This window comes from Streptomyces sp. NPDC085481 (genome assembly GCF_044541845.1).
Lineage (GTDB): Bacteria > Actinomycetota > Actinomycetes > Streptomycetales > Streptomycetaceae > Streptomyces.
Genome location: NZ_JBITTJ010000011.1, coordinates 141,595 through 154,393 on the forward strand (window position 1 = coordinate 141,595; position 12,799 = coordinate 154,393).

Consider the following 12,799-nt stretch of genomic DNA (forward strand, 5'->3'; position numbering starts at 1 on the left):
GTGGCGGCGGGAGGTCAACGGGAGGGGGCGCGGCAGCCGGACGGCGTGGGCCGTGTCCGGTGTGGCCGTGGCTCCCATGATTCCCTACCTGTCCGCTCGGTTTCCCGTCCCTGAGTGTGGGATCGCGCTCGTCCCCCGTCAAGGGTGCGGAATAATGCGGGTATGCGGATTTCAGCCAGGGCCGACTACGCGGTGCGGGCCGCCCTCCAGCTCGCCGCGGCCCGGGACGCCGGGCCGGTGAAGGCCGAGGCCATCGCCGACGGGCAGGGGATCTCGCACAAGTTCCTCGAAGGCATCCTCGGCGACATGCGCAAGGGCGGCCTCGTGCAGAGCCAGCGCGGTGGCAACGGCGGCTACTGGCTGGCGAAGCCGGCCGAGGAGATCTCGGTCGCGGACGTGATCCGCTGCGTGGAGGGTCCGCTGGTGTCGGTCCGCGGGGTGCGGCCGCCGGAGCTGTCGTACACCGGCCCGGCCGAGTCGCTGCTCACCCTGTGGGTGGCGTTGCGGGCGAACGTACGCCATGTGCTGGACGGGGTGTCGCTGGCCGAGGTGGCCGCGGCGAAGCTGCCGCCGGAGGTCGTGGCGCTCGCCGAGGATCCTGACGCGTGGACCAACCCGTAACCGCCATACCCTTCCCCCCATATCGCTGATCGAGATCCCGACGTCCGCGATGCGGACGCCTCTTGGGGTCCGGGTGGACCCTCTGCCAGTATCCCTAGCATTCCAGTGGGAATACTAGGGATCATGTGAGGTGACGTGAGAATGCCGAAGAGTGCTGCGATACGCCCCGCCTCCGCGCCGGTCGACCGCCCCGCGGACGACGAGATCTGGCCCCGCGTCACCAGAGAACTGGCCGACGACCTCGCCGTGGACGCGTCGGCGAGGGACCGGGCAGGCAAGGCCCCGTACGACGAGGTCGCCCGCCTCCAGGAGGCCGGCCTGCCCGCCCTCCTCACCGCGCCCGGGCCGAGCGGCCGCGGCGCGGACTGGCGCACCGCGTGCGGGGTGATCCGGGAGATCTCGGCCGCCGACGGCTCGATCGGCGAACTCCTCGCCCATCACTGCGTCCTGTCCTGGACCTCGCGGTTCCTCGGCCCCGCGGCCGGCCCGTGCGACCTCGACGCCCAAGCCGCCGGCGCACGCTGGCTGCTCGCCGGGGCCGTCGAGCCGCCGCGCGCCCCAGGGGGCTCCGACGAGCTCACCCTGACCCCGGCCGGTGGCGGTGCCTATGTCCTCGACGGGCGGCGCGGCTTCGCCTCCGCAGTCACGGTCGCCGACCGGCTGGTGGTCGGCGCCCGGTGTACGCAGACGGGTGACCTGCTCGTCGTCCTCGTCGACCCGGCCCACCCCGCCGTGTTCACCGAAGCGGGCGCCGAGCGGGTGGGGCAGCGCCTCGCGGGCGCGGGGACGGTCACCTTCGACCGGGCGCCGGTCGAGGCCGCGCAGGTGCTCGGCGCGCTCCCGCACGACGAGCACACCGTCGCCCCGTACCCGACCCTGGCGCCGCTCGCCCTGCGGCTGCTGCTCGTGCACGTCGGGCTCGGCATCGCCGAGGGCGCGCTCGCCGAGGCCCGCGACATCAGCCGGGCGACCCGGGCCGACAGCGACGATCCGTACCTCCTGCTCGCCTACGGGGAGTTGGCGACGGCCGCGCACACCGCCGCGGCGGTGGTCGAGCGGGCGACCGACGCCCTGGCCCACGGGCTGCTCGCCGAGCGGGCCCTGGACGTCGAGGAGCGGGCGGACATCGCGGTGCTGGTCGCGGCGGCCGAGACGGTCGCCAACCGGGCGGCGGTGGACATCACCACCCGCATCCTCGAACTGGTCGACCGTGCGACGGCCGCCGACCGCCACGGCACCGGCCCCGGCTTCGACCGGTTCTGGCGCAACGTCCGGGCGCTCACCGCCCCGGTCTCGCCGGACCACCGGTTACGGGACATCGGTGACCACTACCTCCACGGCACCCACGCGCGCCTCACTCTCCTGGCGTAACGGACGGATTCGGAATCCGGCGCATAGGAAGCCGCCCCAGGCACTCTCCTGGGCCGGACGTCGCGGCAGGTCGGCAGTCCGGCCCTCTCCGCGAGCGGTCCATGGGCACAAGCTGGGGCTAGGGACACCCCCTAGGGACACGCCCTGTCCATGCCGGCCGGCCCGCCCGGTCGGCCCGACGCCGAGCCGACGGAGGCAGCCTGATGAGTCGTGAGATCGTCGCGGGAGTGGACGGTTCCCCGGAGAGCCTGGCCGCGGCGGACTGGGCCGCCCGCGAGGCGCGGCACCGGGGGCTCCCGCTGCGCGTCGTGCACGCCTGGCGCTGGGAGCCGCTCGACCTGCCGCTGCTACAGGACCGGGCGACCCAGGAGCGGGCCGCCGAGGGCGTGGTGCGCGAGGCCGAGGCGACGCTCGCGGAGCGGTACCCGGAACTCGCCCTGACCGCCGAGGTCCTGGACGACACCCCGGTCGCCGCGCTGCTCGCCACCGAGCGACAGGCCGACATGCTCGTCATCGGCTCGCGCGGGCACGGCGCGGTCGCCGGATTCCTGCTCGGCTCGTACGGGCAGCAGATCATCGCGGGCGCGCGGGGCCCGGTGGTCGCGGTCCGCTCCCGGGACGGTGCCCCGGCCGAACCGCCCGCCGGGGAGATCCTGGTCGGCCAGCAGGGCAGCCCGGAGGACAGCGCGCCGGCGCTGCGGTTCGCCTTCGAGACGGCCTCGGCCCGTGGCGCGGCGGTCCGGGCGGTACGGGCCTGGAGCCTGCCGCCCCTGTTCGCGTACAGCCCGGCCTCGATGCGGCTCGCCGACGAGGCCGGCGGGCTCGTCCCGTACGAGGAGCAGGCGTTGCGCGAGGCGCTCGCCCCGTGGCGCGAGCGCCATCCCGACGTGCCGGTGAGCGAGCACGTGGAGCTGGGGAGCGCCGGTCAGGTGCTGCTGTCCGGTTCGGGTACGGCCCAGCTGCTCGTGGTGGGGCGGCGGGCCCGGCGCGGGGCGCTCGGGTCGCGCATCGGGTCCGTGGCGCACGCGGCGCTGCACCTCGCCCCGTGCCCGGTCGCAGTGGTGCCGCACGAGGTTGACGCTCAGGGTTGACGAGTGGTGTCGCGCTCCAGGTAGTCGGAAAGTGTTATCGCCGTCGCCCCCGGTGGTTCTTCCGAGCACCGGAACGTCCGGCGGCCTCGAGGAGAGAGCGGAGTCCATGCAGCACGACGCGTACGACGCAGGCGTCCCCGTTGAGGGCCCCGGGCCCGAAGGCCACAAGCACGACGGCTTCGCGCACGACGGCCTCGCACACGGCGGTCCCGAGCACGACGGCTTCGAGCACGACGCTGCCGGCCGGCACCGGAGAAGCGGCGGCCGCCGGTGGCGCCCCCGCTGGGCGCCGTCCTTCCGTACGGCCGTGACGACGGCAGGGGCGGTGGCGGCCGCACTGACGGTGACGACCGGCGTGTACGTGGCGACGCTGGGCACCCCGGCCGACGCGGGGACCCGCTCGGACCGAGCGGCCGCGAGCCCGGCCCCGGTGCCGCCCCCACCGACGAAGCCAACGGATCCGGCGGCGACGGAAGCGACCGCGGCGGCCGACCCGGCGGCCGCCGCGCCGGCCACGACCGGAACCGGCCACGCTGCCGGCAGCACCCCCGCCACGCGGACCGGGGCCGCCCCGGCCACCCGGGCCGACCTGACCTCGGCGCCGGAGGTGCGGCCTTCGCGGACTCCCGCACGGCGCACGGTCGCCGGGCGCCCCGCCCCGCCCGGGGAGGAGTCGGCGTTCGAAGAGGTGTCCGCGGTCGTGGGGACCGTGTCGCAGTTCGTCCAGCAGGTCGTGGGCCTCGCCAACACCGAGCGGGAGAAGGCGGGTTGCGCGCCGCTCCGGTCCGACGCCAGGCTCAGGGAAGCGGCGCAGAGGCACGCCGACGACATGGCCAGGCGGGACTACTACGCCCACACCAACCCGGAGGGGCACAACGCCGGCGACCGGATCACCGCCGCCGGGTACCCGTGGGCGACCTGGGGCGAGAACATCCACCGCGGTCCGGAGACGCCCACGCAGGCCATCGAGGACTGGATGAACAGCGAGGGCCACCGCAAGAACATCCTGAACTGCTCCTTCAAGGACATCGGCGTGGGCGTGACGCTCACGGGCAACGGCCCCTGGTGGGTGCAGGACTTCGCCACCTCTCGCTGAGCCCGGCCCGCTGAGCCCGGCCCGCTGGGCCCGGCCCGCCGAACCGGCGGACCCGCCGCCCCGCCGAGCTCCTCAGTCGAGCGGGGCGGCGAGCTCCTGCACCCAGACCGTGCCGTCGGGACCGGACACGGCGGCGACGCCGGTGTCCTGGTAGCGGCAGTCGAGCATGTTCCGGCGGTGCGGGGCGTCGGCCATCCAGTCCGCGACGACCGAGGACGGGCCGGCCTGCCCCCGGGCCAGGTTCTCGGCCCAGGCGCTCCACGCGTAGCCGCCCGCCGTCATCCGCGTCCCCGGGTCCGTGCCCTCGGGGCTGCTGTGATCGTAGTAGCCGCGGGCCACCATGTCCTCGGCGTACGAGCGGGCGGCGGCGGCCAGCTTCGGGTCGCTGCGCAGCGGGGCGCACCCGGCGGCGGCGCGGTGCCGGTTGACCAGCTGGTTCACCCGCTCCTCGACGCTCGGCCGCGGGGTCTGGGGCCTGCTCGGCCGGGGCGAGGGCTTGGGCGGCGGCGGCGCGGTGCGGGTGACGGCCGGAGCCGTCGTCACGGGGGCCACGGGCTCGCGCACCGCCACCCGCCGCTCGGGCTCGCCCGGCAGGAGCAGCACCCCGGCCCCCAGCACTCCGAGGGCGGCCGCCCCGCCGACCCAGACCCGCCAGCCGGTCCCGCCCCCGCCGGCCGCCGGTCCTGCCGCCGGCACGGGCGCCGGTCCGGCCGCCGGTCCGGGCGCGGGCGTGCCCACGCCACCAGCGCCGGCCCCTGATCCGGCCTGTGCCGGCACCCCCTGGGCAGGCACCGTCCCCGGAACCGCCGCCCACGCCGCCGTCTCCATCGCCGGGGTCCCCCCGCCGCTCCCGGCCGCCCACACCAGCAGCGGCGGGACCAGCCCGAAGCCCACCAGGAGCCCCTCCGCCGGGGCCAGCCCCGAGCGGCTCGGGGCACAGTGGCGGCAGGTGTCGAGGTGACGGGCGAGGCGCTTGCGCCAGAGCGGTGAGGGGCGTCCGTCCCAGCCGGCGGTGGTCTCGGCGAGCTCCGCGCAGTGCGGTACGGCGGCGAGCGCCCGTACGACCGCGCGGCCGGTCTCCAGGCGGCCCTTCATGCGCTGCACCCGGACGGCGGCGTGCCGCACCGGGACGTCCAGGGCGGCGGCCAGTTCGGCCCGGGTCAGCTCACCGGCGGCCTCGAGCCACCACAGCGAGAGGAGTTCGCGGTCGTCCTCGTCGAGCCAGCGGGTGGCCTCGGCCACCTCGCGGCGCTGGCCGGTGAGGCCGAGGCGCAGGATGGCGAGGTCGGTGAAGTCGCCGGCCGGGTCGGCGATCTCGGCGGCCCGGTCGAGGCCTGGCAGCGGTTCCTGTTGCCGTGCCCGCCAGCGGTGCCGTATCCGGTTCATCGCGATGGCGACGAGCCAGGAGCGGTAGCGGGCCGGGTCGCGCAGGCCGGGGAGGCCGTCGAGGGCGCGGACCATCGTCTCCTGGACGAGGTCGTCGACGTCGGCGTGGCCGTCGAGGGCGCGGCCGACGATGTTGTAGACGAGCGGCAGGTAGGCGCGTACGAGCTCGTCGCCGGCGCGCGCGTCACCCGCCCGCGCCGCCTCGACCAGCTCGACGGTGCGGTGCTCGACGCTGTTCATGTGGGTGCTCCCTCGTCCCCTGGTGCGACGTCCGTCCGGTGCGGGCCGTCGTACCGGAGACCGCGGGGAGCGTCCGGGACAACACTTATCCCGGAGGATGCGCTATCCCGACAGGTGCGGGAGGGTGGGCACGGTCGCCCCGCCCCCTTCCCGTACCACCGCGACCACGGCGTCGTGCAGGTCGCGGCTCTCCTCCTCCGATCCGCAGTGAACCGGACTGCCCGACATGGTGAACCAGTCGGAGGCGCCGCTGTACTGCACGGCCACACGTGCCTCGTCGTCGATGTAGGTGGTGTGCACGGTCAGATCGCCCGTGAGCACACCGGCCTCCACGGTCAGCACCCCGCCACGCCCGGTGTAGACACCGGCGGTCGTCCATGATGCCCAGCTCATCCATCCAGACTCACATCCGGACGTCGGATGCGCCACTGACGCGACCGCCCCGGCCGGACGGGTGTCCGGCCAGGGCGTTCCGGGCCCCTCCGAGGGCCCCTGAGGGCTCCCGGAGGGGCCCGTCGCGGATCAGGCGAGGGACGCGACGGCCTCGTTGAACGTGGCGGACGGGCGCATCACGGCCGCGGCCTTGGCGGCGTCGGGCTGGTAGTAGCCACCGATCTCGGCCGGGCTGCCCTGGACGGCGATCAGCTCGTCGACGATCTTCTGCTCGTTCGCGGTGAGCGTCTCGGCGAGCGCGGCGAAGGCCTTGGCCAGCTCCGCGTCGTCGGTCTGCTTGGCCAGCTCCTGGGCCCAGTAGGTGGCCAGGTAGAAGTGGCTGCCGCGGTTGTCGATGCCGCCGACGCGACGGGTCGGCGACTTGTCCTCGTTGAGGAAGGTGCCGGTGGCGCGGTCGAGGGTGTCGGCGAGGACCTGGGCGCGGGCGTTGCCCGTGGTGGTGGCCAGGTGCTCGAAGGAGGCGGCCAGGGCGAAGAACTCGCCGAGGCTGTCCCAGCGGAGGTAGTTCTCCTTGACGAGCTGCTGGACGTGCTTGGGGGCGGAGCCGCCCGCGCCCGTCTCGAACAGGCCGCCGCCCGCCATCAGCGGGACGACCGACAGCATCTTGGCGCTGGTGCCCAGCTCCAGGATCGGGAAGAGGTCGGTCAGGTAGTCGCGGAGCACGTTGCCGGTGACCGAGATGGTGTTCTCGCCGCGGCGGATGCGCTCGAGGGAGAACTTGGTGGCCTCGACCGGGGAGAGGATCTTGATGGTCAGGCCCTCGGTGTCGTGCTCGGCGAGGTAGGTGCGGACCTTGGCGATCAGCTGCGCGTCGTGGGCGCGGGTCTCGTCCAGCCAGAAGACGGCCGGGTCGCCGGTGGCGCGGGCACGGGTGACGGCCAGCTTGACCCAGTCCTGGATGGGCAGGTCCTTGGTCTGGCAGGCGCGGAAGATGTCGCCCTCGGCGACCTCCTGCTCCAGGACCGTGTTGCCGGCGGCGTCGACGAGGCGGACGGTGCCGGCCGCGGCGATCTCGAAGGTCTTGTCGTGGGAGCCGTACTCCTCGGCCTTCTGCGCCATGAGGCCGACGTTCGGGACGGAGCCCATGGTCGACGGGTCGAAGGCGCCGTGGGCGCGGCAGTCCTCGATGACGGCCTGGTAGACGCCGGCGTAGGAGCTGTCCGGGAGGACGGCGAGGGTGTCGGCCTCCTGGCCGTCCGGGCCCCACATGTGGCCGGAGGTGCGGATCATCGCCGGCATCGAGGCGTCGACGATGACGTCGGACGGGACGTGCAGGTTGGTGATGCCCTTGTCCGAGTCGACCATGGCGAGGGCCGGGCCGTCGGCGAGCTCGGCGTCGAAGGAGGCCTTGATCTCCTCGCCGAGGTGGGGGACGGACTCCAGGCCCTTGAGGATGGTGCCGAGGCCGTCGTTGGGGGACAGGCCGGCGGCGGCGAGGGCCTCGCCGTACTTGGCGAAGGTCTTCGGGAAGAAGGTGCGCACGACGTGGCCGAAGACGATCGGGTCGGAGACCTTCATCATCGTGGCCTTGAGGTGCACGGAGAAGAGGACGCCCTCGGCCTTGGCGCGGGCGACCTGCTCGGCGAGGAAGGCGCGCAGGGCCTCGACGCGCATGACGGAGGCGTCGACGACCTCGCCGGCGAGGACGGGTACGGACTCGCGCAGGACGGTGACGGTGCCGTCGGCGGCGACGTGCTCGATGCGCAGCGCGCCGGGCTCGGCGATGACCGTGGACTTCTCGGTGGAGCGGAAGTCGTTGACACCCATGGTGGCGACGTTGGTCTTGGACTCGGGGGTCCAGGCGCCCATGCGGTGCGGGTGGGCCTTGGCGTAGTTCTTGACCGAGCCGGGGGCGCGGCGGTCGGAGTTGCCCTCGCGCAGGACCGGGTTGACGGCCGAGCCCTTGACCTTGTCGTAACGGGCGCGGACGTCCTTGTCCTCGTCGGTCCGCGGGTCGTCCGGGTAGTCCGGGAGGGCGTAGCCCTGCGCCTGGAGCTCGGCGATGGCGGCCTTGAGCTGCGGGATGGAGGCCGAGATGTTCGGCAGCTTGATGATGTTGGCCTCGGGCGTCTTGGCGAGCTCGCCGAGCTCGGCGAGGGCGTCGGCGATGCGCTGGCCCTCCTCGAGACGCTCGGGGAAGCTGGCGATGATGCGCCCGGCCAGGGAGATGTCGCGCGTCTCGACGTTGATCCCGGCGGTCGAGGCGTACGCCTGGATCACGGGCAGGAACGAGTACGTCGCCAGGGCGGGCGCCTCGTCAGTGTGGGTGTAGATGATGGTCGAGTCAGTCACCGGGATTGCTCCGCTCCACGTCTGCGTCTGCGAGATTGCTCGACATCAAGATATCTCGTGATCGGCCTCCTCGGGAAAGGGGTCCTCGGGAACCGGACTCGCGAGCCGGTACGGGGCCTGGCCGGGGTCGAGGTCGACGTTGCGCAGCAGGCCGAGCAGGGCGAGGGCGACGGCGGCCCCGGTGCCGGCGGCGAGGGCCTGGCCGCAGCGGTGGGCGGTGCGGGCCAGCTCGGCGGGTACGGGGCCGGGGCCCGGCAGGCAGTCGCCGAGCAGGTACGCGCCGATGGCAAGCCCTGCGCCGGCGACGAGGGCGAGCGGCACGGTGACGAGGACCCGCTGCCGGGGCAGGCCGCTGCGGGGTGCGGGACGGACCTTGCCCTTACGGGCGAGCAGGGCGAGCGGTACGGCGAAGGCGGCGAGCACCAGCAGGTCGGCGGCGATGACGTCGCCGGGGCGGTGGCGTCCGGAGGCGATGGAGTACGCGCCGAGGGCGACGGCCCACAGGGCACCGAGGCCCACGGCGGCGGAGCGCAGCCGGCGTGGGACGACGAGCACGAGGCCGAGCGCGGTGCCGGCGGCGAGCACGGCGGGGCTGCTGGGGAAGCCGCTCTGGACGGTGGCGCCAGAGGCGTCCACGAGACGGGGGGCGGGCGCGTACCGCTGGAGGAGTTCCGCGGCGAGCAGGGCGCCGGCGAGGGTGCCGAGGGCGGCGATGGTGCGGGCGTAGCGCTTGCGCAGGATGCCGACGGCGGCGAGCAGCGGCACCGCGAGGACGAGGGAGAGGGTGCTGAGCCCGCTGAGCGTGGGGTGCTCGCGCAGGAAGTCGGCGACGGCGGGGTCGGTGAGCCGCCCGGCGATGGCGGCGTCCCCCCAGCGCCTGCCGGTCGCGGTGAGCACGAGTCCCGCGTAGGCGACGGTGAGCAGGAGCACGGCGGCGAGGCAGGTCCGCCGCATCCGTATCCGTATGCGGGCGCTGAACGATCCGGCGGCCTCGGCGGCGATGGCGGCGTACCACCAGGTGTCACCGGCCGCGGCGCTCCGAGGGGAGCCGCCGGTACGGGGCCTGTCGAAGGGTGCCATGCGTCGATTCGACCGCGTCATGGCCTGCGCCGCCCGCTGGAGGCACCCGAACGACACGCGGCGGTGCGGGGCCCGGGCCGCGGGGAGACGGCGGCTGCGCGGGACCGTGCTCGGCATACCTATGTACGACCCCGGGACCGCGCCCGGTCCGCGAGGGCTTCCCTGTCGGCGTGGTCATGCCACCGCGCTGCGGCGGCCGGCACCTCGTGCGCGGCTGCGGGTGCCGTCGAGGGTGAAGGCGGTGTTGACGAGGGCGACGTGGCTGAGGGCCTGGGGCGTGTTGCCGAGCTGACGGCCGGTGGCGGGGTCCCACTCCTCGGAGAGGAGGCCGACGTCGTTGCGGACGTCCAGGACCCGTTCGAACGCGGTACGGGCCTCGGCCGGGCGGCCGGTGAGGGCGAGGGCGTCGGCGTACCAGAACGTGCAGGCCAGGAAGGCCCCTTCGGCACCGCCGAGGCCGTCGACCTCGTGCACGTGGCCGTTGCCGGTGTCGGCGTACCGGCGCAGGAAGCCGCCGTCCTCCAGGCGGCCCATGGCCCGGACGGTGCCGAGGACACGGGGGTCGTCGACGGGCAGGAAGCCGAGCCGGGGGATCAGCAGCGCGGTGGCGTCCAGGCGGCTGCCGCCGTAGTACTGCACGAAGGACTGCTGTTCGTCGCTCCAGCCGTGCGCGCAGACCTCCGCGCGCAGCTCGGCGCGCAGCGCCTGCCAGCGGCGCACGGAGCCGCGCAGCCCGGCGACCCGGGCCAGGCGCAGCGCGCGGTCGGCGGCGACCCAGGCCATCACCTTGGAGTGGACGAACTGCCGCCGGGGGCCGCGGACTTCCCAGATGCCCTCGTCGGGCTCCTGCCAGTGTTTGCCGACGTACTCCAGGAGTTCGGCCATGAGGCTCCACATGTGGGTGTCGATCGCGACGCCGGCCCTGACGGCGGAGTAGATGGTGCTGAGCACCTCGCCGTAGATGTCGAGTTGGAACTGGCCGACGGCGGCGTTGCCGAATCTGACGGGGCGTGAGTCCTCGTAGCCGGGGAGCCAGTCGGCGTGGGTCTCGGGCAGCCGGCGCTGCCCGCCGACCCCGTACAGCGGCTGGAGGTCGGCCGGGTCGCCGGCCACGGCGCGCACCAGCCAGTCCTTCCAGGCGAGGGCCTCGCGGCGGTAGCCGCTGCGCAGCAGACAGGACAGGGTGAAGGTGGAGTCGCGCAGCCAGCAGAAGCGGTAGTCCCAGTTGCGCAGGCCCCCGATGGTCTCGGGCAGCGAGGTGGTGGCGGCGGCTATGACGCCGCCGGTCGGCTCGTAGGTGAGGGCCTTGAGGGTGATGAGGGAGCGGATGACGGCCTCGTGGGCGGGACCGTGGTAACGGAGGCCGGCCGCCCACTCGTTCCAGAAGCCGAGGGTCCGGTCGAGTGCGGCGGGCACGTCGGGGGCGGTGGGGGCCGGGGTGTGCGAGGGGTGCCAGCCGAGGACGAAGGCGACCCGCTGTCCGGCGGTCACGGGGAACGCGAAGGTGGTGCGGTCGGCGGTGACGACCGGCTCGCCCGCTCCGGGGCCGCAGTGCAGGCGGGTCGCGTCGGGCCCGGCGACCCAGTCGACGGTGCGCCGGTCCGGGGCGCGGGTCCAGGGCACGACGCTGCCGTGGTTGAAGCGCACCCTCAACTCCCCGCGCATCTCGACCCGTCCGGCGATCCCCTCGACGACACGGACGATCCGCGGGGTGAGCTGGCGCGGCGGCATGAAGTCGGTGACCCTGACCGTTCCGCTCACGGATTCCCAGACGGTGTCGAGGACGAGGGTGTCGCCGCGGTAACTCCGGCGGCTGCACGGACGGTTGCCGACGGGCGCGAGGCTCCAGTGGCCGTGCCGTCCGTCGCCGAGGAGGGCGGCGAAGCAGGCGGGCGAGTCGAAGCGCGGTACGCACCACCAGTCGACCGAACCGTCCCTCGCGACGAGAGCCGCTGTCTCCAGGTCGCCGATCAGGGCGTAGTCTTCAATTCGCCCAGCCATGACGGGATTGTAGTCCCGGGGCGGGGGCGAGGCGCGAATCGGAGATGTCCTGTGGACATGAATTCCCAGGCGAACGCATAACCTTACTCCGGCGATTTCCCGCCGATCGGGATTCCTTGACCCGGGCACCCCGGACGCCCGATCCTGAAGAACATCAGCGCCCTTGCGAGGCCACGAGCCATGAGCAGTGAACCGCATCCCCTGCGCCGTTCGACCGACCGCGTTCCCGCCACCGGCACCCGTACGGTGAGCCTGGTGGTCGCGGTGCGGCCCGGTGACCGCGGGACGGACTGGCTGCTCGCGCGAATCCCTTCCGCCGTACGGGAAGTGGTGCTGGTCGGGGACGTACGCGCGGGCTCGGTGCAGGCCCCGAGCGGGGTCCCGGTACGCCGGCTCGGCCCGTGGGACCACACGGCCGGGGACATCCCGCACGCCGGACTGCTCGCCGCCACGGGCGACCATCTGGTCCTCATGCGCGCCGACGGGACCATGTCGCCCCGGGAGATCCCGCACTACCTGCACTATCTGGAGAGCGGTTTCGACTTCGTCAAGGGATCGCGTTTCATCGCGGGCGGCGATTCCGCCGGCTATCCGCTGCTGCGGCAACTCGGCCACCACGCGCTGCTGCGCCTCGCCCGGCAGCTGTACGGTCAGCGGCTCACGGATCTCTGGTACGGATTCTGCGCGTTCCGGCGGGAATTCGTCGATCTGCTCCAGCTGCGCGAGGACGGGGTGGAACTCGGCGCCGAACTCGTCGCGCACGCCCTGCACTACGGACTGCGCGTCGCCGAGGTCCCGAGCCTCGAACTCCCGTCCCGCCATGGCCCTTCGCACCCCCACACGATCCGCGACGGCAGCCGCATCCTCGGCACCCTGCTGGCCGGGCGACCGCACACCGCGCTGCTCCGGCTCGCGCCGCCGGCGCGGCGCCGTCCGACGGAAGCCCAGGTCGGGCCCCGTGCGGTTGACGAATGACGTAGCGGATGATAGGCGTGGAACTTATCGCATTTCACCTGAAATGCTCCTATGACCCTCGGCAGGGTCGGTTGTCGGAAGAGGCGCGTCATGACCTCCCTCCCCATCAGCCGAGCGCCGGTGGCACCCGCACCGCATCCGCTGCGCCGGGTGACCGACTGGCCGACTGCCGAGCTGCGCCGCCGCTCTCCGT

General features: G+C 73.9%; 10 protein-coding genes. 5 read left to right on the top strand and 5 right to left on the bottom strand.

What is annotated here, in order from left to right; genetic code table 11:
* Positions 1-162: 162 nt before the first annotated feature.
* The 4 genes from ACIGEZ_RS23115 (at position 163) to ACIGEZ_RS23130 (ending at position 4,179) form a co-directional block, all read left to right on the top strand.
* Positions 163-621, top strand: coding sequence for an RrF2 family transcriptional regulator (locus ACIGEZ_RS23115; protein ID WP_399833979.1), 459 nt, complete (start codon positions 163-165; stop codon positions 619-621).
* 141 nt (positions 622-762) lie between these two features.
* Positions 763-1,992, top strand: a complete 1,230-nt coding sequence (locus tag ACIGEZ_RS23120) for an acyl-CoA dehydrogenase (protein WP_399833981.1) — start codon at positions 763-765, stop codon at positions 1,990-1,992.
* A gap of 203 nt (positions 1,993-2,195) precedes the next feature.
* On the top strand, positions 2,196-3,083 hold the full coding sequence (locus tag ACIGEZ_RS23125; RefSeq protein ID WP_399833983.1) for a universal stress protein: 888 nt from the start codon (positions 2,196-2,198) through the stop codon (positions 3,081-3,083).
* 106 nt (positions 3,084-3,189) lie between these two features.
* Entirely contained in the window at positions 3,190-4,179 is a 990-nt protein-coding gene (locus ACIGEZ_RS23130; protein WP_399833985.1) for a CAP domain-containing protein, read from the top strand.
* A gap of 72 nt (positions 4,180-4,251) precedes the next feature.
* Here the strand turns inward: ACIGEZ_RS23130 and ACIGEZ_RS23135 are convergent, their stop codons facing one another.
* The 5 genes from ACIGEZ_RS23135 to ACIGEZ_RS23155 all read right to left on the bottom strand — a co-directional run bounded on the left by ACIGEZ_RS23135 (position 4,252) and on the right by ACIGEZ_RS23155 (position 11,631).
* Positions 4,252-5,805: a sigma-70 family RNA polymerase sigma factor gene (locus ACIGEZ_RS23135; RefSeq protein ID WP_399833988.1), complete on the bottom strand. Its 1,554-nt coding sequence runs from the start codon at positions 5,803-5,805 to the stop codon at positions 4,252-4,254.
* A 102-nt stretch (positions 5,806-5,907) separates the two neighbouring features.
* Positions 5,908-6,198, bottom strand: coding sequence for a hypothetical protein (locus ACIGEZ_RS23140; RefSeq protein ID WP_399833990.1), 291 nt, complete (start codon positions 6,196-6,198; stop codon positions 5,908-5,910).
* A gap of 129 nt (positions 6,199-6,327) precedes the next feature.
* Positions 6,328-8,550 carry an NADP-dependent isocitrate dehydrogenase gene (locus tag ACIGEZ_RS23145; RefSeq protein ID WP_399833992.1) on the bottom strand — a complete coding sequence of 741 codons (2,223 nt, stop codon included), beginning with the start codon at positions 8,548-8,550 and terminating at the stop codon, positions 6,328-6,330.
* A 45-nt stretch (positions 8,551-8,595) separates the two neighbouring features.
* A complete protein-coding gene (locus ACIGEZ_RS23150) occupies positions 8,596-9,630 on the bottom strand; it encodes a phosphoesterase (RefSeq protein WP_399833994.1) in 1,035 nt (344 codons plus the stop codon).
* 174 nt (positions 9,631-9,804) lie between these two features.
* Positions 9,805-11,631: a glycoside hydrolase family 15 protein gene (locus ACIGEZ_RS23155; protein WP_399833996.1), complete on the bottom strand. Its 1,827-nt coding sequence runs from the start codon at positions 11,629-11,631 to the stop codon at positions 9,805-9,807.
* Between the two features lie 180 nt (positions 11,632-11,811).
* On the opposite strand from ACIGEZ_RS23155, the gene ACIGEZ_RS23160 reads away from it, so the two are divergent.
* On the top strand, positions 11,812-12,606 hold the full coding sequence (locus ACIGEZ_RS23160) for a glycosyltransferase family 2 protein (protein ID WP_399833998.1): 795 nt from the start codon (positions 11,812-11,814) through the stop codon (positions 12,604-12,606).
* The last annotated feature ends 193 nt before the right edge of the window (positions 12,607-12,799 follow it).

What these genes read in the sequence shown, in the direction of transcription:
- ACIGEZ_RS23115 (WP_399833979.1), top strand. Translation starts at nt 163, where the DNA reads ATGCGGATTTCAGCCAGGGCCGACTACGCGGTGCGGGCCGCCCTCCAG.
- ACIGEZ_RS23120 (WP_399833981.1), top strand. Translation starts at nt 763, where the DNA reads ATGCCGAAGAGTGCTGCGATACGCCCCGCCTCCGCGCCGGTCGACCGC.
- ACIGEZ_RS23125 (WP_399833983.1), top strand. Translation starts at nt 2,196, where the DNA reads ATGAGTCGTGAGATCGTCGCGGGAGTGGACGGTTCCCCGGAGAGCCTG.
- ACIGEZ_RS23130 (WP_399833985.1), top strand. Translation starts at nt 3,190, where the DNA reads ATGCAGCACGACGCGTACGACGCAGGCGTCCCCGTTGAGGGCCCCGGG.
- ACIGEZ_RS23135 (WP_399833988.1), bottom strand. Translation starts at nt 5,805, where the DNA reads ATGAACAGCGTCGAGCACCGCACCGTCGAGCTGGTCGAGGCGGCGCGG.
- ACIGEZ_RS23140 (WP_399833990.1), bottom strand. Translation starts at nt 6,198, where the DNA reads ATGAGCTGGGCATCATGGACGACCGCCGGTGTCTACACCGGGCGTGGC.
- ACIGEZ_RS23150 (WP_399833994.1), bottom strand. Translation starts at nt 9,630, where the DNA reads ATGGCACCCTTCGACAGGCCCCGTACCGGCGGCTCCCCTCGGAGCGCC.
- ACIGEZ_RS23155 (WP_399833996.1), bottom strand. Translation starts at nt 11,631, where the DNA reads ATGGCTGGGCGAATTGAAGACTACGCCCTGATCGGCGACCTGGAGACA.
- ACIGEZ_RS23160 (WP_399833998.1), top strand. Translation starts at nt 11,812, where the DNA reads ATGAGCAGTGAACCGCATCCCCTGCGCCGTTCGACCGACCGCGTTCCC.